General features: G+C 46.3%; 24 protein-coding genes, 1 tRNA gene and 1 pseudogene. 8 read left to right on the forward strand and 18 right to left on the reverse strand.

Features of this window, described 5'->3' with window-relative positions; genetic code table 11:
- Positions 1 to 15: 15 nt before the first annotated feature.
- The 5 genes from HMPREF9469_RS07180 to HMPREF9469_RS07195 all read right to left on the reverse strand — a co-directional run bounded on the left by HMPREF9469_RS07180 (position 16) and on the right by HMPREF9469_RS07195 (position 4,144).
- The gene (locus tag HMPREF9469_RS07180; RefSeq protein ID WP_007860515.1) at positions 16 to 342 is read right to left on the reverse strand and encodes a CD3324 family protein; all 327 of its coding nucleotides are present in this window, start codon (positions 340 to 342) and stop codon (positions 16 to 18) included.
- Between the two features lie 260 nt (positions 343 to 602).
- Positions 603 to 2,681, reverse strand: coding sequence for a WG repeat-containing protein (locus HMPREF9469_RS07185; protein ID WP_007860516.1), 2,079 nt, complete (start codon positions 2,679 to 2,681; stop codon positions 603 to 605).
- 77 nt (positions 2,682 to 2,758) lie between these two features.
- Complete coding sequence (locus HMPREF9469_RS33345; protein ID WP_007860517.1) at positions 2,759 to 2,881, reverse strand: hypothetical protein; 123 nt, start codon at positions 2,879 to 2,881, stop codon at positions 2,759 to 2,761.
- Between the two features lie 16 nt (positions 2,882 to 2,897).
- Positions 2,898 to 3,662: a tRNA(His) guanylyltransferase Thg1 family protein gene (locus HMPREF9469_RS07190; RefSeq protein ID WP_007860518.1), complete on the reverse strand. Its 765-nt coding sequence runs from the start codon at positions 3,660 to 3,662 to the stop codon at positions 2,898 to 2,900.
- Positions 3,659 to 4,144, reverse strand: coding sequence for an AAA family ATPase (locus tag HMPREF9469_RS07195; RefSeq protein ID WP_007860519.1), 486 nt, complete (start codon positions 4,142 to 4,144; stop codon positions 3,659 to 3,661). The genes HMPREF9469_RS07190 and HMPREF9469_RS07195 overlap by 4 nt, the downstream gene beginning before the upstream one ends.
- A 336-nt stretch (positions 4,145 to 4,480) precedes the next feature.
- Between HMPREF9469_RS07195 and HMPREF9469_RS07200 the strand changes: the two genes are divergently transcribed.
- The gene (locus HMPREF9469_RS07200; RefSeq protein ID WP_007860520.1) at positions 4,481 to 5,650 is read left to right on the forward strand and encodes a M14 family zinc carboxypeptidase; all 1,170 of its coding nucleotides are present in this window, start codon (positions 4,481 to 4,483) and stop codon (positions 5,648 to 5,650) included.
- Between the two features lie 74 nt (positions 5,651 to 5,724).
- Here HMPREF9469_RS07200 and HMPREF9469_RS07205 read toward each other — a convergent pair whose 3' ends face one another.
- The 8 genes from HMPREF9469_RS07205 to HMPREF9469_RS07240 form a co-directional block, all read right to left on the reverse strand.
- Positions 5,725 to 6,876 carry a DUF5780 domain-containing protein gene (locus tag HMPREF9469_RS07205; RefSeq protein WP_007860523.1) on the reverse strand — a complete coding sequence of 384 codons (1,152 nt, stop codon included), beginning with the start codon at positions 6,874 to 6,876 and terminating at the stop codon, positions 5,725 to 5,727.
- 255 nt (positions 6,877 to 7,131) lie between these two features.
- The gene (locus HMPREF9469_RS07210; protein WP_007860525.1) at positions 7,132 to 7,515 is read right to left on the reverse strand and encodes a hypothetical protein; all 384 of its coding nucleotides are present in this window, start codon (positions 7,513 to 7,515) and stop codon (positions 7,132 to 7,134) included.
- A 352-nt stretch (positions 7,516 to 7,867) separates the two neighbouring features.
- Positions 7,868 to 8,119 (reverse strand): type II toxin-antitoxin system Phd/YefM family antitoxin, encoded by a 252-nt coding sequence (locus HMPREF9469_RS07215; RefSeq protein WP_007860526.1) that lies wholly within the window; start codon positions 8,117 to 8,119, stop codon positions 7,868 to 7,870.
- Positions 8,120 to 8,195: 76 nt separating this feature from the next.
- The gene (gene rlmH, locus HMPREF9469_RS07220) at positions 8,196 to 8,675 is read right to left on the reverse strand and encodes a 23S rRNA (pseudouridine(1915)-N(3))-methyltransferase RlmH (protein ID WP_007860527.1); all 480 of its coding nucleotides are present in this window, start codon (positions 8,673 to 8,675) and stop codon (positions 8,196 to 8,198) included.
- A complete protein-coding gene (locus HMPREF9469_RS07225) occupies positions 8,672 to 9,169 on the reverse strand; it encodes a GNAT family N-acetyltransferase (RefSeq protein WP_007860532.1) in 498 nt (165 codons plus the stop codon). Before HMPREF9469_RS07225 ends, rlmH begins: the two co-directional genes overlap by 4 nt.
- 40 nt (positions 9,170 to 9,209) lie before the next feature.
- Entirely contained in the window at positions 9,210 to 9,917 is a 708-nt protein-coding gene (locus tag HMPREF9469_RS07230; RefSeq protein WP_007860534.1) for a response regulator transcription factor, read from the reverse strand.
- A gap of 58 nt (positions 9,918 to 9,975) precedes the next feature.
- A complete protein-coding gene (locus tag HMPREF9469_RS07235) occupies positions 9,976 to 10,728 on the reverse strand; it encodes a helix-hairpin-helix domain-containing protein (RefSeq protein WP_007860536.1) in 753 nt (250 codons plus the stop codon).
- 96 nt (positions 10,729 to 10,824) lie between these two features.
- Positions 10,825 to 11,250, reverse strand: a complete 426-nt coding sequence (locus HMPREF9469_RS07240; protein WP_040415696.1) for a DMT family transporter — start codon at positions 11,248 to 11,250, stop codon at positions 10,825 to 10,827.
- Positions 11,251 to 11,384: 134 nt separating this feature from the next.
- Here HMPREF9469_RS07240 and HMPREF9469_RS07245 point away from each other — a divergent pair, with 134 nt between their 5' ends.
- Together HMPREF9469_RS07245 and HMPREF9469_RS07250 are read left to right on the forward strand one after the other, a co-directional pair.
- The gene (locus HMPREF9469_RS07245; protein ID WP_007860539.1) at positions 11,385 to 12,179 is read left to right on the forward strand and encodes a TMEM164 family acyltransferase; all 795 of its coding nucleotides are present in this window, start codon (positions 11,385 to 11,387) and stop codon (positions 12,177 to 12,179) included.
- Between the two features lie 41 nt (positions 12,180 to 12,220).
- The gene (locus HMPREF9469_RS07250) at positions 12,221 to 12,652 is read left to right on the forward strand and encodes a C-GCAxxG-C-C family protein (RefSeq protein WP_007860541.1); all 432 of its coding nucleotides are present in this window, start codon (positions 12,221 to 12,223) and stop codon (positions 12,650 to 12,652) included.
- Positions 12,653 to 12,789: 137 nt separating this feature from the next.
- Here the strand turns inward: HMPREF9469_RS07250 and HMPREF9469_RS07255 are convergent, their stop codons facing one another.
- Complete coding sequence (locus HMPREF9469_RS07255; protein ID WP_007860543.1) at positions 12,790 to 13,335, reverse strand: DUF5662 family protein; 546 nt, start codon at positions 13,333 to 13,335, stop codon at positions 12,790 to 12,792.
- 233 nt (positions 13,336 to 13,568) lie between these two features.
- On the opposite strand from HMPREF9469_RS07255, the gene HMPREF9469_RS07260 reads away from it, so the two are divergent.
- Positions 13,569 to 13,766 carry a cold shock domain-containing protein gene (locus HMPREF9469_RS07260; RefSeq protein WP_007860545.1) on the forward strand — a complete coding sequence of 66 codons (198 nt, stop codon included), beginning with the start codon at positions 13,569 to 13,571 and terminating at the stop codon, positions 13,764 to 13,766.
- A 133-nt stretch (positions 13,767 to 13,899) separates the two neighbouring features.
- Here the strand turns inward: HMPREF9469_RS07260 and hslO are convergent, their stop codons facing one another.
- From hslO to HMPREF9469_RS07275, 3 genes are all read right to left on the reverse strand, one after another.
- The gene (gene hslO / locus HMPREF9469_RS07265; protein ID WP_007860546.1) at positions 13,900 to 14,778 is read right to left on the reverse strand and encodes an Hsp33 family molecular chaperone HslO; all 879 of its coding nucleotides are present in this window, start codon (positions 14,776 to 14,778) and stop codon (positions 13,900 to 13,902) included.
- Between the two features lie 40 nt (positions 14,779 to 14,818).
- The gene (locus tag HMPREF9469_RS07270; protein WP_007860547.1) at positions 14,819 to 15,568 is read right to left on the reverse strand and encodes a class I SAM-dependent DNA methyltransferase; all 750 of its coding nucleotides are present in this window, start codon (positions 15,566 to 15,568) and stop codon (positions 14,819 to 14,821) included.
- Between the two features lie 77 nt (positions 15,569 to 15,645).
- Complete coding sequence (locus tag HMPREF9469_RS07275) at positions 15,646 to 16,155, reverse strand: SEC-C metal-binding domain-containing protein (protein WP_007860548.1); 510 nt, start codon at positions 16,153 to 16,155, stop codon at positions 15,646 to 15,648.
- A gap of 208 nt (positions 16,156 to 16,363) precedes the next feature.
- Between HMPREF9469_RS07275 and HMPREF9469_RS31175 the strand changes: the two genes are divergently transcribed.
- The 3 genes from HMPREF9469_RS31175 to HMPREF9469_RS07285 all read left to right on the forward strand — a co-directional run bounded on the left by HMPREF9469_RS31175 (position 16,364) and on the right by HMPREF9469_RS07285 (position 17,736).
- A complete protein-coding gene (locus tag HMPREF9469_RS31175; protein ID WP_007860549.1) occupies positions 16,364 to 16,534 on the forward strand; it encodes a DUF1540 domain-containing protein in 171 nt (56 codons plus the stop codon).
- A 613-nt stretch (positions 16,535 to 17,147) separates the two neighbouring features.
- A tRNA-Ala gene (locus HMPREF9469_RS07280) sits at positions 17,148 to 17,220 on the forward strand.
- A 294-nt stretch (positions 17,221 to 17,514) separates the two neighbouring features.
- Complete coding sequence (locus tag HMPREF9469_RS07285; protein ID WP_007860550.1) at positions 17,515 to 17,736, forward strand: helix-turn-helix domain-containing protein; 222 nt, start codon at positions 17,515 to 17,517, stop codon at positions 17,734 to 17,736.
- A gap of 14 nt (positions 17,737 to 17,750) precedes the next feature.
- Here the strand turns inward: HMPREF9469_RS07285 and HMPREF9469_RS32365 are convergent, their stop codons facing one another.
- A complete protein-coding gene (locus HMPREF9469_RS32365; RefSeq protein ID WP_007860551.1) occupies positions 17,751 to 17,927 on the reverse strand; it encodes a hypothetical protein in 177 nt (58 codons plus the stop codon).
- A 489-nt stretch (positions 17,928 to 18,416) separates the two neighbouring features.
- On the opposite strand from HMPREF9469_RS32365, the pseudogene HMPREF9469_RS34045 reads away from it, so the two are divergent.
- Positions 18,417 to 18,563: pseudogene (locus HMPREF9469_RS34045) on the forward strand (helix-turn-helix domain-containing protein); the annotation flags it as partial.

Here is an 18,563-nt window from a genome sequence, read left to right on the forward strand (position 1 = left end):
AGGCAGTGTATCCCGTCAATCCGGTACACTGCCCTGGTCCTCTGTTTCCTGAAGTATCTTTTTTTCCTGAAATGTTTTCTTTTCCTGAAGCACAATCCTCTGTATGCTTTTTTCAGACAGGAAATACTGCTCAGCCAAGGACTTTACCCCCATCCCCTGTCTGTATTTTGTAAATATCTCTTTATTCCGTCTCCGGAGTTCTTCCTTTGCCCTGGAAGACTCTCCCCAATTTTTTCTGTTTTCCTGCTTCCTGGGAATATATACATATCCCCCGTCAATATACTTTTGAATTAATTCAACCAGATTCTCCGGAAGAATTTCATTCGCCTTCTGATAGCGCATCGCCGCCTCCCAAACATATTCTTCTGTCCGGAATAGCAAAGGCTATACAATTACTTTCATTCACTGCATCAGCCTATGCTATGCAGCCATAATATATTTCCTCATAGAGAGCGACCCTCCTGACCCTGATATGGTAACCGGCCGTTCCCAGAGCGAGTCCTTAGATTGTTCTGGCAAAAAAGATCCGGCTTTTTCATTATATCACAGATACCCTGATAAAAAACCTTACATTTTGTACAGAGCCATGTTTGATCCATCCTCTACTTAAATCGCCTGTAAACAGCTTCAAATTCCTCCGCCGTGGCGCGGATCCCATTGACCGAGTACTCCGTCCCCCCTGATGTCCGGCTTACGCAGTAAAACGAGCATACCTGACGCACCGCTTTGCCGCTGTATTCATAAACCGCACCGCCATAAGCCCGCCCGCCAAATCCGCCCCAGCTTCCCTGGGTTCCGACCATGGTCTTTTTTGTCTCTTTGTCATACCACAGGCGCGCTCGGTCCCCCCGCAGTGATCCGCCGCACTCAGACCCGGTCACCAGCTCCTTTACTTCATTATCCCCCATGGCATAAAAGCCGCTGCAGGACCAGGGAAATGCAGGCTGGTCATAGGGCTCCGCACAGGCATATAAAGCAGGCTCTCCTGATCCGTCTATGCCATACAGCCTGTATGTCCTGCCATAGCCCAAAAATCCATCCTCTGCGCCCATGGTCCTATGCTGCACAAATGCATAAAACAGCGCCATTTTGGGCGTGATCATATTCTTGAGAAGTATCTGTGACAAATCCCCATCCACGTTCTCCCCCGTCTTGATCACATGGCTGCGGATATCGGACTGATACAGGGATGCCACGCACACGCCAGGGGACAGCCGGTTGTCATAGGACACATAATCATATACCGGGGCGATCACCATCCTGCCTGTCTCATCCAGGAATCCGGTCTTGCGCCCCTTCTCCACCTCATAGCACGTTCCCCGCCAAGACACATAATCATAGATCCCCACATGAATCAGCTTCCCACTGCCGTCAACCAGGCGGGTGATTCCCCTGCCTGTCAGAGCCATACTGCCATTGTCAAACAGACGTATCTCATCATACAGGACAGGTATCTTAAGATTCCCCTTCTTATCCGCCACACCGTACTTTCCGCCCATCCGCACAACTGCCTGGTCATTAATAAATCCATAAATCTGGTCATACTTGACCGGTATCAGCTCTGAACAGTCCTCCGCGCTCAGGCATCCCGTTTTTCCATTAAGTGAAAGGATCAGCACCTCATTGTCCTGCCCGCCGCTTCCGATCCACTGATAGATCAAAGGCACCTTGACCGTGCCCTCACAATCCACCACGCCCCACTGTCCGTTGCTTTCCACAATAGCCAGATTCCTTCCAGAAATTGGAAGAACATGATGATAGGAGCCCTCCATGATCACCCGGCCCTCTCTGTCCGCAAACCCGGCCCTGCCATTTGTACGAAAACAGATCAGGTCATTCTCAATGAAGATCAGGTCATAGGCAGCCGGAAGCAGCATGGAACCCTTTCTGTCAAAACACCCGTACAGACCGTCTGACTGAACCACCACAAACCCGTCATTTCTCTCAATACGATCATATTCCGGGGAAATGATCTCATTTCCCTTTTGGTCAATCATACCATGTGCGCCGTTTTTTACGATCTCCGCCAGGCCATCCTGGAAATAATCCGCATCATCATAAATTGGTTCAATTACGGTTTTTCCTTCCAAATCAATATACCCGTATGTTCCGCCCATACTGAAATAAGCCATCCCCTCCTGAAAGGAACTGACACTGTCGCAATCCAGGTAAAACACAGGATTTCCTTCCCTGTCCATAAAACCATATTTGTCACCTATGGCAAAATACCCAAGCCCCTCCGCAAAGGGGGCGGCACTGTCATAAATAAAAGGCAGGGCCGTCTCTCCCTTCTTATTGATAAACCCGTATTTCCCCTCATAGGACACACAGGCCAGCCCCTGGCTGAAGGGATATGCCTCATCATAGACAAAAGGGGTTATCTCCTCCCCCTCCACGTCCATAAATCCATATGCCTCACCACTGTGGACCCAATAGATTCCCTCTGATTCCACTGCAAGATCGATGCGGCCCGTTGATTCAGGCACGGCCTGGTACGGATACCCGGAGTTCTCCTCCCCTTTCTGCCCTGTCCGAGGAGACTTGGCATCCGGGCGGACAGACCTGGCATCCGGGCGGACAGCGTTAAAACAGCTAACCCAGGCGGTATCATCAGACCTTACACCGCATCCGGCCGCTGCCGCGGCCAGCAGAAAAACCATTAAAAACAACGAACGCCTCACTCTGATCTCCTCCTTCAGCCCATTCTGTTTATTTGTTTATGACTGTTATTGTAAGGCACCCTTGCATCCGATTTCCATCATTTTTGCATCATAATTGCATCATCAGCTTGGCGGCTCCTGCTCTGTCCCCCAATCAAACGCACCGCAATGTCCTGCTTGCCAATATAAAAAGATCCCACCAAAGCATATTTCGCTTCCATGGGATCCCACCCTGATCTATCCTCTGCCCTGCATCAGTGAAACCACCCAGTCCGTATATCCATCCCCCGTATCCAGATCCATGTTTGTCTCTATCCGGTTCCGGATACTGACTGCTTTCTGCTGTTTGATCGGATCATACCCTGTCTTTTCATAGGAGGAATAGTACAGCCCTATCCCCCGCTTCTGCCAGCCCGGAAGGTCATTGTAATTGATATTCCTGGAAAAGAGGAGTTCGTTTTTAAAGGAAACCGATTTTCCCTCAATCTCTTTGGTTGCCTCCTGGGCGGACTTCCCTTCCTGCCGCAGCAGCCAATAACAGTGGGCATTCAGTGAATTCCTGTGTGCATCCTCCTGCCTCCATGCAAAATAGTCCTTCACACATTCCAGGTTAGGAAGGGGGACCACACGGCAGTCAAAACAAGCCAGCACTCCCAGCTTTAAGGAGAAAAAGGCGCTGGCCTCCCCTGCCAGAACCGAATTTATCTTCCTTGTCTTCCTGCCAAATGTCCTGTCGTCCGGATGGAACAGAAGGGAGATCTCATCGCTCTGTGTATACCCGTATACGATCCTGAACCCGCATTCCATCAAATGCTTTACCGTATCTGTCATGGCATCCCTGAACCGTGTATCAAAGGGCGCCTCAAACTCACAGATCTCCTTGGTCAGCCTTGTAAAATTCCTGCCGTCAATGCGTACCACCAAATAAAGGTCAGGCAGGATCACCTGATCCAGTGAGGTCTCAAATCTGCGCATATTAATATCTAATGTTTCAAAATTCATCTTTCCCTCCCATTAAAACACTGATTTTTCCACTCGTCCACCTTAAATTCCCCGTTCCGGATGCATACAAAATACAACCGGTCAAATCCCTCATCATGAGCCGGCATCTCCAGCCGGTTGGAGGTATATGCGATCGCCCTGTCGGGGACGCAGGCTTTTCCCAAACGCCGGGAATTCCGCTGGATGCAGTCCTTTACCAGGGATTGGAAGAAATATCCTTCTATCTCATAGCCATTTTCCCTGGCCGCCTGTATGTACCGCTTCCTGTCCCCGGCCGTGGGGTTTGTGTTGTCCACCACAAAACTGGCCCTTTGCTTCAGACATTCCTCCAGCAGTTTTGCCTCCTTAGTTCTGGTATGCAGGGAATCCAAATTGATATGTACAAAATCCCGGGCAAAATTCTGCTGAAAAAATGTAGATTTGCCGCTTGCCTGTATTCCCATAAAAATGATGGCTTTGGGTACCTTGTCTGACTGACTCATCTCAACACCTCCGTCTGACAACATTATACCTGATTGACCGCTGATCTTTCAATCCTATTTTATTCCCCTGTGGGATGAGCGCCTCCTTCCCGGCCTTTTGTCAAACCCATATGGAAACGTTCTTCCTCACAGGCCGGTATGATTTATGTTTCAACCGGACATATCATCCCTGTCTTTAAATCATTTCAAATTAGAAACATTTCTAACACTCATAAAAACGGAATAAAAATGTAAGAAAACTTTATTTGACTGAAATGCTCATTTATATTAGATTGAGAACATATGGAATCGAAACTGTACAACATAGCAAATAAAAAAGAAGGGCAAGGGAAAGCAATGACAAAACGTGTGATTTGCGCTTTATTGAGCGGTATCCTGGTTGTTGGCAATATGGGGCTGGGCAGCACGGGACCGTGGGACGCCGGACAGAGGGCCGTGGGGCTGGGCAGCTTTGTCAGTTACGGGGCAGAGCCCTCCTATGCGGAGGCCAATGCTGTGGGACCTGGAATCCGGGCAGCGGTTGGGATCAGTGATTTTTTGGATCAGGAGGTGGCGGATCCCATTGTCAAACCAGTGGACCGGTACTCCTATGAACAGATGGAGGCCGATATCCAGTCCCTTCAGAATACATATGGAGATAAAATCTCCGTTCAGGTCATCGGAACCTCCCTGGACGGAAGAAATATCTATGATATCATTCTGGGAAACCCAGATGCCAAGGCACAGATCCTCATCCAGGGGGCTATCCATGCAAGAGAGTATATGACCCCGCTGGTAATGATGGGTCAGCTGGAATATGCCCTGGCATTTTATGAAACAGGGCACTACAATTACAAATCTATATCTGATATGCTTCAGAAGGTGGCCATTCATTTTGTTCCCATGACAAATCCGGACGGCGTAACCTTAAGCCAGTTCGGCATTGATGCCATACGCGACCAGGGACTGAAACAGGGCATCATGGACTGCTATGCCCGGGATGTGAGCCTTGGCCGTACATCCGATTCCTTTGAAGTATATCTGACAAAATGGAAGGCAAATGCAGCCGGTGTGGATCTGAATTATAATTTCCCATATGGCTGGGAAAATCTGTCCACCACACTGGCGGCTCCTTCCTACGCTGCCTACAAAGGCACCGCCCCTTTTTCGGAACCGGAGAGCAGAGCCCTTTTTTCACTGGCGGAACAGTACCCGTGGGCCATTACCATCAGCTACCACTCCCAGGGTGAGGTCATCTACTGGACCACAAGCAGCAACGGCGCTGAGATGGCATCCAATACCCTGGCGGAAGCCATCTCGGTCATGACCGGTTATTCCATGGATTCCAGCGATGGAAAAGGCGGCTTTAAAGACTGGATGCAGTCCAGAAGCGGGGCCGTTCCCGGGGTAACCCTGGAAGTGGGTAAAACCCCATGCCCTGTGCCATTCTCAGAATATCCTGTGGTCTGGCAGCAGAACAAGGGCGTCTGGATCCAAGCTCTGGATTATGTGGACCGGCGCATCTAAGGATGGCTGGGTCTTCCCTTTTTTAAACAAACCAGCCGGCTCTTATCCAATTGAAATAAGAGCCGGCCTTTGTTTTACTGCTGTGTCAACCGCTTTCCCTCATACAGATCGCAAAAGGCTTTATACTCAGGGTTTTCCCATGTCTTGTCTTCAAAGGTAGTGTACGATACAACCATTGCTTTAAATGACTCAATAGCGCAATTTTCATCGATCGCATATCCCTGAGAATCACCATAAGAACTTCCCGGGACCAAATTAATATCCTCAAGCAATACTTCTGTCACATAGGTGGGGTCATTAAAACTCATCTGCCCCTTGATCTTTACAGGAAGGCCGTTGGAATCCCAGGCCACAAATGCCAAGACCGCATCACGGATATCCTCCTCTGAATTGTTTTGGATAATGGCCTGGAGCAGATCCGGATATATTGACTTATACCGGTCATTCTGGACCGCATAGTTTGTGTTGCTCACAAACACGGGCTGACTGGCCAGGGATGCCTCTAATTCCTCAGCGGAAGCATTTTCCACCCTTGTTCCTGACGGGGTATCGGATTTCACAAAATCAGCATCCTGCATCTCAACTTGAATTTTTATGTCATCGGTGTATTTCTTTCCCTCATATGCCTGGCGGAAACTGTCCTCATATGGGTTCTTCCATTTATCACCGTCAAATGTCTCAAAGGACAATATGATCGTTTTAAAAGAATCCACTTTGCAGGATTCATCAACGGAAAATCCGGAATCTTCCCCAAATGTACCCCCGCCCACTAAGTTAATGTCCCTGTAATTTACCTTTTTGAAATACTCGCCTCCCTGAAAATCCATATTGCCCACCAGCTTGACGGGAAGCTTATTGCTGTCCCAAGCCACAATGGCGAGAACAGCATCTTTAATGTCCTCATCCGTATGGTTCTGGATGACCGTGCTCAGCAGGTCCGGGTAAAGGGACTTGTACTGATCATCCTGTACAACGTACTCTGTGTTTACAACAGAAACCGGAAGACCTGCCAATAACTCATCAAACTCTCCTGCCGACAGTTCCTTTACCTCCTTTGGAGGCGCCGCAGTCTCCGCCTGGGTAGTCTCCTTTTGTGTGGTCTCCTCTGCTGGCCCGGACGCGGTCTCCTGCGCCTTTCCTGTGTCCGTTGCAGGAGTTGTCCCCCCTCCGCCGCAGCCGCCTAATACCAGTACTGCTGATAAAATTACCAGAAACGATCTTTTCATATGTACTCCCCCTTTTTTGTTTCATCTTAGCACTTTTCATAAAAATAGTCCATAACATTGTAACCATATGGATAAAATTGGATAAAAAATTGGGCATTAAAATAGAGGACATGCCCTTTGGGGGTACATCCTCCTTCTCTGACAAGAAATTAATAAAATCATCATTTATATGGATTCGGATGGACTCTTAACCCCAAAAACCATTATGGTCTTTGAGGTTCAATACGGATTCTTTCAATCATACGATTCTGTTTTCTATTTGCTGTCGCTTTCATTGATTTTAAAGTTCTTCATCACCTGGAACATTCTGGACAGCATTGTTTCTTTGCCTATATTGCAGACTGTAGTAAAATCCGGTATGCCATGTTGCCCTTTTATTTCACTTACCTCATTCAGCAGGACTTGTCTGTTCTGATAAATGAAGCCAGACAGCATATGCAGATTATTTAACTGATAAAGCCGGTCAGACACGGAATAGAACTCCGATTTTCTAATTCCCATATTAGAATAATAGTTCAGAAAGTCCTTATCATCCTCCATCATAAGGAAACGCAGATTTTCAATGAATTCCCTCTGTTCCTCTGCTGTATTCAGTTTGATAAATTCTTCTGTCATGTACATTTTTAAATCCTTTTCCATGTTGGTATCCTCCTTTCCGCAAAAAATCCCAGGCCAACTATAATCGTCAACCTGGGATTCCCTTATTATGTTTATAATATCTGCTTATTCTTAGTTCTATTCCATTATTTTATGACTTATAACCCAATTTAATATTTCATCATAACCAATACTGCCATCTGCCACGCCTAATCCAAAAGCAATCCTGGCGGCTTTTTCTTCCACCGTAGGATAAACTTCTATCTCCCCAAATCACTGGATATACTGAAAATAGCCGATTCCAACAGCCCCCTGTCTCTTTATCCATCCAGTCCGCCTGTTTTTTCTATAAGCCTTCCATGAATTTTTATTACTTCATCTACTGTTAAAATTATCATTTAGCCAACTCCAGAAATGCTTCCATATTTTCTTCAATCAAAGCGTCTGCTGTCATTTCTAACTTTTTTTCTCTTGCCTCTCTGATTCCTTTTATCGCTTCGTATTCCTCAAAATCTACCACAATGTATCTGGGCTTATTATTTTTGAGAATTACAGCAAGACCATTTTCGTCTACAATATGCGTTACTTTAGAAAAATTCTGATTTGCTTCTGTCATTGCTACTAACGCTTCTGTGTTTACCATCATATTCATCACCTCAACTTTAGTATATGCTAAAACTAGGATAAATACAACCTATTTTTAACAATCATCCTTTTCCCCGCTACTTGTGATACGGTTCCCCCCCAATGATCCTGTAACTCCTATAAATCTGCTCCAACAGGACCACCCGCATCAGCTGGTGGGGAAATGTCATTTTGGAAAAGCTCAGGGCATAGTCCGCCCGCTTCATAACCGCTTCAGACAGCCCCAGGGAGCCGCCGATCACAAACACGATCTGGCTTGTGCCGTCAACACCCAGCTTTTGAAGCCTAAGAGCCAGTTCCTCGCTGGACAGCATCCTGCCTTCAATCGCCAGGGCGATCACATAAGCCCCGTCCTTTATATTGGAGAGGATCCTCTGACCCTCCTTTTCCTTTATCTGCTTTTCAAGGGCTTCGCCCGCCCCATCCGGTGTCTTCTCATCCGCCACCTGGATGATCTCCAGCTTGCAGTAACGGCTCAAACGCTTGGAGTACTCCTTAATGGCATCCTCAAAGTACCGTTCCTTTATCTTTCCAACTGTAACAAGGGTAATCTTCATGTATTAAACTCCAATATCATATCGTACCAGACCGCACCGCCGTGAACCGACCGTGACACTCCCATGTTCACGTATCCAAATTTCTCATAATAATGGATCAGACGGTCCTTGCAGGTAAGGATCAGGCCCTTTCGGCCCTGTTCTTTAGCTCTCTTGATCATTGCCTCCATCAGGGCTGCCGCCACACCCTGACAGCGGTATTCCTTCACCACATCCAAGCCGAAAATGCTCTGATATGCTCCTTTGGGATCGTGAAGGGAGCTGTCCTCAAACATCTCATCCTCAATGGTCCTATGGTCTGTAACCGCTCCGTTGACCAATCCAATGATCCCATCCTTTGTCTCTGCCACCAAGAAACTTTCTCCAAACAGTTCCAGCCGTTCCTTTAAACGTTCCCTGTCCGCAGCTTCTGCAGCAGGAAAACAAGCCAGTTCCACCTGAACCACGGCATCCAGATCCTGCGGCTCAGCTGTTCTGATTCTATAATCGTACATACGTGAACTCCTTAAACACATTCTATCGTCAATCTCATGCTCATCCTTTGACACGGAAATAATATCCAACCCCCCACTTTGTATGTACATACTTGGGGTCGCTTGGACTTGGCTCAATCTTCTCCCTCAGTCTTCTCACATGGACGTCCACAGTCCTCACGTCACCGCTGTCCATGGCCTTATTGCCCCACACATAGGTGAGCAGCGCCTCCCTGCTGTATACCTTGTTGGGATTGCGCACCAAAAGTTCCAGCAGGTCAAACTCCTTGGCAGTCAGGTTAATTTCCCGCTCACCAATGAACACCCTGCGGCTTTCCGTATCCATCTTAAGGTCGCCGGAGCCGATCACACTGACATTGGCCTCCTCTTTTTTCATACGTTTGTTCTTGGAACTGCGGCGTATAATGGCCTTGATCCTGGCCTTGACTTCCAGAATGTTAAAAGGCTTGCTGATATAATCATCTGCCCCGTATTCCAATCCCAGGATCTTATCCATATCGCCGCCCTTGGCCGTCAGCATGATAATGGGCATGTCGGAAAACTCGCGGATCGCCTGGCAGACCTCATAACCATCATACTTTGGAAGCATAACATCCAAAAGCACCACATCATACTCTGTCTTCTTGGCCAGTTCCAGCGCTTCCTCGCCGTCATATGCACAATCCACTTCCATGCCGTCCTGTTCCAGGCTGAAGCGGATACCCTTTACAATCAATTTCTCATCATCTACAACTAATACTTTTGCCATGTTCTTTCCCCTTATCTATTAATGGCGGCCTGAAATAAACTCAGGCCGCCCAACCGGATTATACTGTGATACTGTCCTTAATCTTCTCAAACGCTGCGTCCTTAATTCCGGACACATTCATGATATCCTCTATAGATCGAAAACCGCCGTAAGTCTCCCTGTAGCGGATAATATCCTCTGCCCTGGATTCACCTATGCCCCGAAGGCTCATAAGTTCCTCCCTGGTGGCCGTATTCAAGTTCACCCTGGATGACGTTCCGGAGGATCCCCCGGATGACGTTCCAGAAAATGCTCCGGAAGATCCCCCGGATAACGCCCCTGGATCCGCTCCCAAATTCCATCCGCCAACAAGTCCCTGGGCCTTCCATTCCTCGGCCTGGCTCTCACTGGGAACATCCAGTTTCATACCGTCCTGTACCATCTCAGCCAGGTTCAGGTATTCTTTGGCGCCGTCATCCTCAAAACCTCCGGCCGCTTCAATGGCATCCCAGACCCTGCTTCCCTGGGGAAGTTCATAGACTCCGGGACTTTGGACCTTTCCGCATACATGAACAAACACACCGTCCAACGGCATTCTATCATCCAGCGCTGTCTCTGGCCGCGCCGGATCCACAGCAGGCGTTCCCTGCAAAATACGTTCCTGTTCATTTGACGTTTCCTGCAGAACGCGTTCCTGTTCCTCTAAATCAAGGATTACCTCCTCTTTTCCGGAGATGTCCTGATGATCACTACAGCTATAGCATATGCCTGCAGCCAACATGCATATGACCATGGCTGGCAGTTTTAATGTTTTAAAAGATATAAGTCTCATCTGAATGGTATCCCTCCTTATCAACGGGTACCATCCCAGCCTGATATTACTATTCTATCTAAAACACCCTTTAAATACAAGCGTTATTTCCAATTTTTATCTTTCAAAGACCACAATACCTCCAATGGCAATGGCTGCCCCTATGAGCTTGTGCCAGGCAAAGGGGGTCTTATCCACTCCAAACAATCCAAACAGTTCAATCCCATATGCCACAATGATCTGTGATATGACGATCAACAGAGCTGTCTGTGCCGGTCCCAGGCTGGCCATGCTGCGGATCACCGTGTACGTGATCAGGGCTCCCATGATTCCGCCCAGCAGCACATATTTAGGTGTAACCTGCATCAGGCCCATAACCGGCTCCCTGCCAGTAAAAAGCCATATGACCACGCAGGTAATAAAGGCGGTCAGCTGCACCCATCCGGCCGCCACCCACACACTGGTCTGCTTTGTCACCTCCGTATTAAATACACCCTGTAAACTCATTAATGCACCTGACAGCAATGCAATTATTATTCCCATGTCTTCTCTTTCCTGCCTTTCCATTCTTTTTCCTGTTTCCTTATCTTTCCCTTTGAAATTATTTTTATTCTCAGGTAAGGAGTTGTCAGGCATCTGCATATGATGTATAATCGTTCACACAGGAGGCTCCGTTTATGGGTAACATCGCAACATCAATCTTTCAGATGTCATCATGGTCCATGAAGACACCTGCTCCATATTCTGCCTTCCACATTCTATTTGGAGGCGCAGGAATCCTTACAGCCATTTATCTGGCCTGGAACATGTCAAAAAAACAGCCCTTTCATGTGCTGTTTTTCTGTGGGCTGATACTGGCTGCCAGTGAACTGTATAAGCAGGGATTCCTATATTACATTGTCAATGGACAGCAGTATGACTGGTGGTATTTTCCATTTCAGCTGTGCAGTGTCCCCATGTATCTGTGTCTGCTTCTTCCTGTTATCCATTCACTGGCTCCAGCCCGTTTTTTAAGGGCAGTATGTACATTTATGCAGGATTTTGCCCTGTTGGGCGGGATCATGGCCCTGTCTGAGCCCAGCGGCCTGATGCATCCTTTTATTGTACTGACCCTGCACGGATTCCTTTGGCATTTTATACTGATCTTCATTGGCCTTTACAGCCGCCTTGCCGGCCTGGGAGGAACAAAAGCCAAGGAGTTTCCAGGCACGATCCCGATTTTCCTGGTTTGTGCCGCCATTGCAACGATCATCAACATCGTATCCCACCCTTACGGAAATGCCGACATGTTCTACATCAGTCCCTATTATCCCAATGGGCAGATCGTATTTCATGAGATCGCACTGACCATCGGAACGGCCGCCGGAAATGTTCTGTACCTGCTGTCTGTGATATTAGGCGGTTTTCTGATCCATATGGGCCTGGGAAAGATGCGGATGAAATCTTCCATACGAATGCGGTCTTCACAGTAAAAAGAACAAACTTAATCTTTACAGCAAAGGAGAAATAAACCATGTCAAAAGAAAAAACAGAAATCGATAAAGCAAAACAGGCAAATGCATTCCATGACAGAGGCTTTAACTGCGCCCAGTCAGTTGCATGTGTATTTGCAGATAAAACAGATCTGGACGAGAAGACCTTGTTTCGCGTAACAGAGGGCCTTGGCCTGGGTATGGGCTGCATGGACGGAACCTGCGGCGCCATCTCCGCTGCCGCCGTACTGGCGGGCCTGAAATGCAGCACCGGACACACGGACGGCCCGGATTCCAAAGCCATCTCATACGAGGCTGCTGCTTCCTGCATCCGCGCATTCAAGGAAAAGAACGGCAGCCTTGTCTGTCGTGAGCTGAGGGGCGAAGATACAGGCACGCCGCTGCGCTCATGTCCGGGGTGCATTGAGGATGGGGTGAGGATCATCCAGGAGCATTTGTTTAAAGAAGACTAAGACCCATATACGCAAAAAAGAACCGCGGCAGCATGGCACACGTTCCATCCATGATGCTGCGGTTTTCCCCGCCGATCTTCATCGGTCTGATATGTTCCTTGATCTAATACGTTCCTTGATCTAATACGTTCTTTGATCTAATACGTTCCCTTTTTCAACAGTTTCCTTAAATAGGCAAAGGTATGGTCCTCTCCCTTTTCTTTCAGCATAATAAGCAGCTTTTCCAACAGCGCTCTTGTCTCCGGATGGATGGTGATGTATCTTTTTGTATATTCATAATATTCCAGAGGAGCCGCACTTGTATAGTTCTTTCCCTTATAAACCTCACAGGCGGCAATCCGGTCACAAATCATCTCTGCCACATACCGCAGCGGCATCTTGTTTCCTACCAGTCCGTCTTCCTTGTGGTTGGAAATGTCGATCCAGTACTCGTAATGGTGTTTGTTCCTGCCCTTGTGGTGAAGCCAGGCCCTGGAATAACCCACAAGCTCACGTTCCGCCGCATTGGGGCTGCGGTTTCCCTGGTAATAGCGGACACCGGTCCAGAATTCCTCCGGGCTGTATTTGGAAAGGTCATGCGTCAGCCCCTGCCAGTACAGGCCAATCTTAAAACAATGCCTGCGTACCAGGTGCCTGTGCTTTGTAATCGTACAGTAATGCCTCCATATATTTTGAACTTTCATTCATAAATCCCTTCTTTTCACCCTTTATTCCAGTTAGTATATCATAAAATTCACCTTTTTGCCCCTGTTTCTTTCGATTTTAACCTTTGAACAATAGAATCTTAAGTTTGCATAATTTGTTTATGCTTTATGACCAAAAACGTTTGACACTTTTCAACATTTGTGATATTCTAAGGTCAGTTGCGAAATAACTTGCAACAGAACAATTTTTTATATTTTTTGGAGGTATCGTAATGAAAGGTACAGTTAAGTGGTTCAACAACCAGAAGGGTTACGGTTTTATTTCTGACGAGCAGGGCAACGATGTATTCGTACACTACTCTGGTCTGAACATGGAAGGCTTCAAGTCCTTAGATGAGGGCGCAGAGGTTGAGTTCGACGTAGTTAACGGGGCTAAGGGTCCTCAGGCTACCAACGTAACCAGAATTTAATCAATGAACAACAGTGTACCTTTTTCAAACATATATCATTACTGATAGAGTTGAAGTAAGTTATATCTGATTTCAAATGATTACAAGTAGGAGCCAGTCGTCTGACTGGCTCTTTTTGTTCCGTTTATGATCCCTACCTGGCTTTATCCAGGATATCCTTTAACTCATCCACGGTAAATCCATAGTTCTTTCCACAGAAATGACAGTTCACCTCAATGGTCTTTCCATCATCGATCATTTCCTGTATATCCTTTTTTCCCACACTGATCAATGCCTTTTCCACACGGTCCTTTGTACAATTGCAGTAAAACCGTACCGGCTCCCTGTCATTGATCTCCAGTCCAAACTCTCCCAGGATATATTCCAGTATCATCTCCGGCGTATTGCCCACATCCAGCAGGGTGGTAATGGAAGAAATCTCTTTCAGTTTTTCCTCCAGCCTTCCAATAATGGATTCAGATGCCCCGGGAAGCAGCTGAATGATAAATCCTCCTGCCTGGCGAACCGTGTTGTCCTTATTCATCAGCACACCCAATGCTACGGAGGAGGGGGTCTGTTCTGAGGTGGCATAATAGTAAGTCAGGTCCTCTGCAATCTCTCCTGATACCAGGATAGTCTGTCCCACATAGGGTTCCTTCAAGCCGATATCCTTGATCACACTCAGCACTCCCACGCCCAGGGCACCGCCCACGTCCAGCTTTCCCTTTGCATTGGGAGGCAGCATGACCACGGGGTTAAAGGCGTATCCCTTTACATTTCCGTGGGAGTCAGCGGTAACGGTCAGTCCTTCAATAGGTCCGTCCCCCTGGATCTTAAGGGTAAGGAGGTCATTATCCCCTTTCATGTCGCAGCCCATCATGGCTCCGGCTGTCATAAGGCGGCCCAATGCCGCGGTTGCTACCGGGCTGGTATTATGGGCCTTTCTGGCTTCCTCCACCATATCCCTGGTTGTGGCGGCAAATGCACGGATTTCTCCCGCGGCCGCAGTTGCTCTAACTACATAATCTGACATTGTATCACACCAATCCTTTCACTGTGCCTTCTGTTTCAGGTCACTTTCCCATTTCCCTGGCAACCACATAAATCCGTTCACTGTCATCCCTGGCCGGATGATGGGTGCATGCATCGTATGCTGCCACAAACTCCATGCCCGCTTCCCCAATGGCCTGCTTTATCTCCTCCAGGCTATAGGCCCGCTGATAATGGGTTTCCTCAAATTTCCGGTAAAGCTCCCCTTCTTTTACAAAAAGGGTCAGGTCATATTCATTGACCTTGTCTTCCTCATCATAAAAATTATTCCAGATAAAGCTGGATTCCTCCCTGTCCTCTGCAAATGTATAATCCGCCAGCATTTCCCTGTATTTATATTCTGTGTTGAGATCAAAGATAAATACACCCTTGGGATCCAAATAATTATTGACCAGCCTGAACACCTGTACCAAATCCCCGTATTCCATAATGTAGTTCATGGAATCACAAATGCTGACCACTGCCCTCACCGTACCGTACAGTTCAAATTCCCGCATATCCTGCTGCAGATAAAGGATATCCAGTCCGGAATCACGGCTCTTGTTCATGGCGATCTGAAGCATTTCCCCGGAATTATCGATTCCGATCATATCATATCCGGCTTTTGCCAAAAGCTCTGTCAGGCTTCCGGTGCCGCATCCCATGTCCAGTATCAGGCCGTCAGAAACTCCGTATTCCGCCAAAAGACCTGTCACATAAGCGCACCATTCCTCATAGGGCACATTGTCCTGGAACACATCATAAACTTCCGCAAATCCCGTATAGGCTTCCATGTCTCACCCTCCTGTCTTTCACTGCAAAAGCGCCTGTCCGGATCATCTCCGGGCAGGCGGCTTACAATCAGATATCATTATGCGTTCTTACCGCAGCACTTCTTATACTTCTTGCCGCTTCCGCATGGACAGGGATCGTTGGGGAAAATCTTCTTATCCTTGCGGACCGTGCCGGAAGCTTTCTGATTCTTGTAAAGTTCCTTGCGCTTATCCTGGGTAAGGATGCTGTCCCACTGAGGAAGCTCATACAGCCAGTTAGCTTTTGCCTCCACCATATTGTAATACAGCTTTTCCGGGTCGATCTCAATTTTGACCTCTGTGTCCTCTTCCATGGTCTCAATGGGATTCTCATAGCCCTTCAGGCTCTCATTGATTCCATCCAGGAAACCTGTCATGATCAGTATCTCAGTTTCGTACTTCTCAGCCAGTTCCTTTACAGTTCCTGTCACAACCTCTGCCGGGTTGGAAAGGATCTGCTCATAAATTCCCTTTTCAATCTGGAAATATCCCGCCCACAATTCTTCTCTCTTTTTATCATCCAGGCCATCGCCATATGCCAGATTTCTCCATGTCTCTAACAGTGCCATAGTAAAACCATCCTTTTTGTATTTTTATGTGCTAGACCATAGTATATAACAAAAGTCAGGATTTTTCAAATATATTTTGTCTTCTGGATATAAATACATGGCATATGGCAGCATATACGATACCGCCGTATAAATCCAAGGGTATTTTTTTCGATTTTCTGCAGATAATAAGCAGGTAATCAAATAATTTTTTAAAGGAGGTTTTTCCATGAAGGTCAATGGCAAGAACGAAAGCATTCAATGTTCCATCAAGAACTGCACCCATCACGCGCAGGATGAGAATTACTGTACACTGAACGTAATCAAGGTAGGCACACACGAGGCTAACCCAACCGTAAAGGAATGTACAGACTGTGAGTCTTTTGTAAACAAGGCTTAGTAAATCAGGAAAAGGGACAGGACCTTGGCTTATGGCCGCAAGGTTCTGTCCTTTTTTTGTACAAATGTGGATAAACTAATATTTTTTCAGATAATAACATTTTATCCACAATCTTTTCCACATTATTGTGGATAAGTGGATTATTCGTGCAATTACAACTGTTTAATGGGGTTGAAGATTAAAAACGCGGGGATGAATCCGGACTTACTGTTCAGACACGCGTTTTTTGGGGTAAGACTTGGTAATTGGGAAGATTAAGTTGCAGGGGCTTAGGTTGCAGGGGCTAGGGATGCAGGGGGCTCAACTAGGCTTCCGCTTTGTGTTCGGTCCCATGCCTTCCCTACGGGAATTGTGGGTCTGATTCTGATTCTCCGGCTTTTGTTTTTCCGTTATACTGTTAAACATTTCATTGGATTTTTTTTGTGCCAGTTTTTCTTCTCTCTCTTGGTCCATATTATTACGTATAATCCAATTATCTCAGATAATAATTGGATTTTTCCTTTCTCCAGATTCTACTGGGTATTTCATCTCACTGATAGTATGATTCAAAATTTTAGGTTCCAGTCCATCATGGGATTGTAATTTTTTCCATTTGTGCTATAATGTGATTTATGGGGACATAGCTCAGCTGGGAGAGCGCTGCGTTCGCAACGCAGAGACCGCGGGTTCGAATCCCGTTGTCTCCATTTGTCCAAAACCCACGTGATTGCGAAAAGCAACGTAATAGCGTGGGTTTTTTAATATCCAGAAATGTTACATTATCCTTTTATCGGTATGAAAATATGCATTTATATCACACGAAAACGAAACTCCGGCCACTGATATCTGATTGATCTCATCATTTAGTACCCTTGTCCGCTTGGGGGGATGCATCTTGCATACTATAAGCTGTATGTATTATTAATAGTATCTTTTATAAAACGTATATACAAAATATAATATACAAGTTATAGAGCATACTAATAAATGGGAGGCGAGACATGATAAGCTACGAGCCGTTATTTCGGACAATGAAAGAAAAAGGCATAACATCATACAAATTGGGGAAGATGGGTTTTCCAATGTCCACATATCATTCGATCAGACACGGAAACAGCATGAATATCAATACACTTAACACGCTGTGCAGGCTTCTGGATTGTTCTGTAAGTGATGTATTGGAATATATAAAAGATGAAGATGACACTAACGGCAGGGAATGATCCCTGCCGCTTTTCTATTCCAATTTCTTTTCCCGGTAAAACTCCATATAACCGCACTCATCACATACATAGGCGATCGTGGGCCCTAACTGCTTTTCCTCATCCGGTATTTGATGGATCGCATCAATCCAAAGCATATGCGTCCGTATACGATTTTCTTCCATCTTACCATTACATTTAGGACAAATCATATATTTTCATCCTCCTTTTTGTTATTTCCTTTATGTATTATAGTAAAAAGGATGTAAAAAGGAAATATTATTTTGTATTTTTTTGATCAGTAATACAGCCAGCCTATGACTTAGCAAACGCCAAACAATTGTTTGATGTTCTTCAAAGCAAAAAGAGGGCTGATCATAAAACCAGAAACACCAGCACTCAACGCTGCTCCCATATTTATTTTCCCTCCCTGGTCCATTGACATAGATATGGATGGGTGATATAGTTGTTCTGACAGAACATATGTTTTTTATGGATTTCGATCTTTTCAAACAATTCCTCCAAATATTCTGGATACTTAAATGAAATTGTAAATTCCAGTTCACACCTTAATGCAAGAGTAAATTCTATATTTCTGGAAATTAATCTTGCACAGATATTCGCCCTATTGTCCTTGATACTCATGCCTCCGTATAATGTACTTGCAGCTGATTGCCTGCCTGTGCAGATCGGAGATCATTATGAATAATAAAGGCAATCAGAAACATTTAACATTTGAACAGCGTGTTGATATTGAGAAAGGACTTACCGAGAATAAAAACTTCGACAGAAATCGGAAGAATGATCGGAAAAGCTACCTTCCACTGTAATCAAAAGAGGTACGACTT

Source organism: [Clostridium] citroniae WAL-17108, from assembly GCF_000233455.1.
GTDB lineage: Bacteria > Bacillota > Clostridia > Lachnospirales > Lachnospiraceae > Enterocloster > Enterocloster citroniae.

Excerpts from the sequence above, each read along its gene's own strand:
- HMPREF9469_RS07180 (WP_007860515.1), bottom strand. The coding sequence starts at position 342 with ATGCGCTATCAGAAGGCGAATGAAATTCTTCCGGAGAATCTGGTTGAA.
- HMPREF9469_RS33345 (WP_007860517.1), bottom strand. The coding sequence starts at position 2,881 with ATGGAAGCGAAATATGCTTTGGTGGGATCTTTTTATATTGGCAAGCAG.
- HMPREF9469_RS07190 (WP_007860518.1), bottom strand. The coding sequence starts at position 3,662 with ATGAATTTTGAAACATTAGATATTAATATGCGCAGATTTGAGACCTCA.
- HMPREF9469_RS07195 (WP_007860519.1), bottom strand. The coding sequence starts at position 4,144 with ATGAGTCAGTCAGACAAGGTACCCAAAGCCATCATTTTTATGGGAATA.
- HMPREF9469_RS07200 (WP_007860520.1), top strand. The coding sequence starts at position 4,481 with ATGACAAAACGTGTGATTTGCGCTTTATTGAGCGGTATCCTGGTTGTT.
- HMPREF9469_RS07205 (WP_007860523.1), bottom strand. The coding sequence starts at position 6,876 with ATGAAAAGATCGTTTCTGGTAATTTTATCAGCAGTACTGGTATTAGGC.
- HMPREF9469_RS07210 (WP_007860525.1), bottom strand. The coding sequence starts at position 7,515 with ATGGAAAAGGATTTAAAAATGTACATGACAGAAGAATTTATCAAACTG.
- HMPREF9469_RS07215 (WP_007860526.1), bottom strand. The coding sequence starts at position 8,119 with ATGATGGTAAACACAGAAGCGTTAGTAGCAATGACAGAAGCAAATCAG.
- rlmH (WP_007860527.1), bottom strand. The coding sequence starts at position 8,675 with ATGAAGATTACCCTTGTTACAGTTGGAAAGATAAAGGAACGGTACTTT.
- HMPREF9469_RS07225 (WP_007860532.1), bottom strand. The coding sequence starts at position 9,169 with ATGTACGATTATAGAATCAGAACAGCTGAGCCGCAGGATCTGGATGCC.
- HMPREF9469_RS07230 (WP_007860534.1), bottom strand. The coding sequence starts at position 9,917 with ATGGCAAAAGTATTAGTTGTAGATGATGAGAAATTGATTGTAAAGGGT.
- HMPREF9469_RS07235 (WP_007860536.1), bottom strand. The coding sequence starts at position 10,728 with ATGAGACTTATATCTTTTAAAACATTAAAACTGCCAGCCATGGTCATA.
- HMPREF9469_RS07240 (WP_040415696.1), bottom strand. The coding sequence starts at position 11,250 with ATGGGAATAATAATTGCATTGCTGTCAGGTGCATTAATGAGTTTACAG.
- HMPREF9469_RS07245 (WP_007860539.1), top strand. The coding sequence starts at position 11,385 with ATGGGTAACATCGCAACATCAATCTTTCAGATGTCATCATGGTCCATG.
- HMPREF9469_RS07250 (WP_007860541.1), top strand. The coding sequence starts at position 12,221 with ATGTCAAAAGAAAAAACAGAAATCGATAAAGCAAAACAGGCAAATGCA.
- HMPREF9469_RS07255 (WP_007860543.1), bottom strand. The coding sequence starts at position 13,335 with ATGAAAGTTCAAAATATATGGAGGCATTACTGTACGATTACAAAGCAC.
- HMPREF9469_RS07260 (WP_007860545.1), top strand. The coding sequence starts at position 13,569 with ATGAAAGGTACAGTTAAGTGGTTCAACAACCAGAAGGGTTACGGTTTT.
- hslO (WP_007860546.1), bottom strand. The coding sequence starts at position 14,778 with ATGTCAGATTATGTAGTTAGAGCAACTGCGGCCGCGGGAGAAATCCGT.
- HMPREF9469_RS07270 (WP_007860547.1), bottom strand. The coding sequence starts at position 15,568 with ATGGAAGCCTATACGGGATTTGCGGAAGTTTATGATGTGTTCCAGGAC.
- HMPREF9469_RS07275 (WP_007860548.1), bottom strand. The coding sequence starts at position 16,155 with ATGGCACTGTTAGAGACATGGAGAAATCTGGCATATGGCGATGGCCTG.
- HMPREF9469_RS31175 (WP_007860549.1), top strand. The coding sequence starts at position 16,364 with ATGAAGGTCAATGGCAAGAACGAAAGCATTCAATGTTCCATCAAGAAC.
- HMPREF9469_RS07285 (WP_007860550.1), top strand. The coding sequence starts at position 17,515 with ATGATAAGCTACGAGCCGTTATTTCGGACAATGAAAGAAAAAGGCATA.
- HMPREF9469_RS32365 (WP_007860551.1), bottom strand. The coding sequence starts at position 17,927 with ATGATTTGTCCTAAATGTAATGGTAAGATGGAAGAAAATCGTATACGG.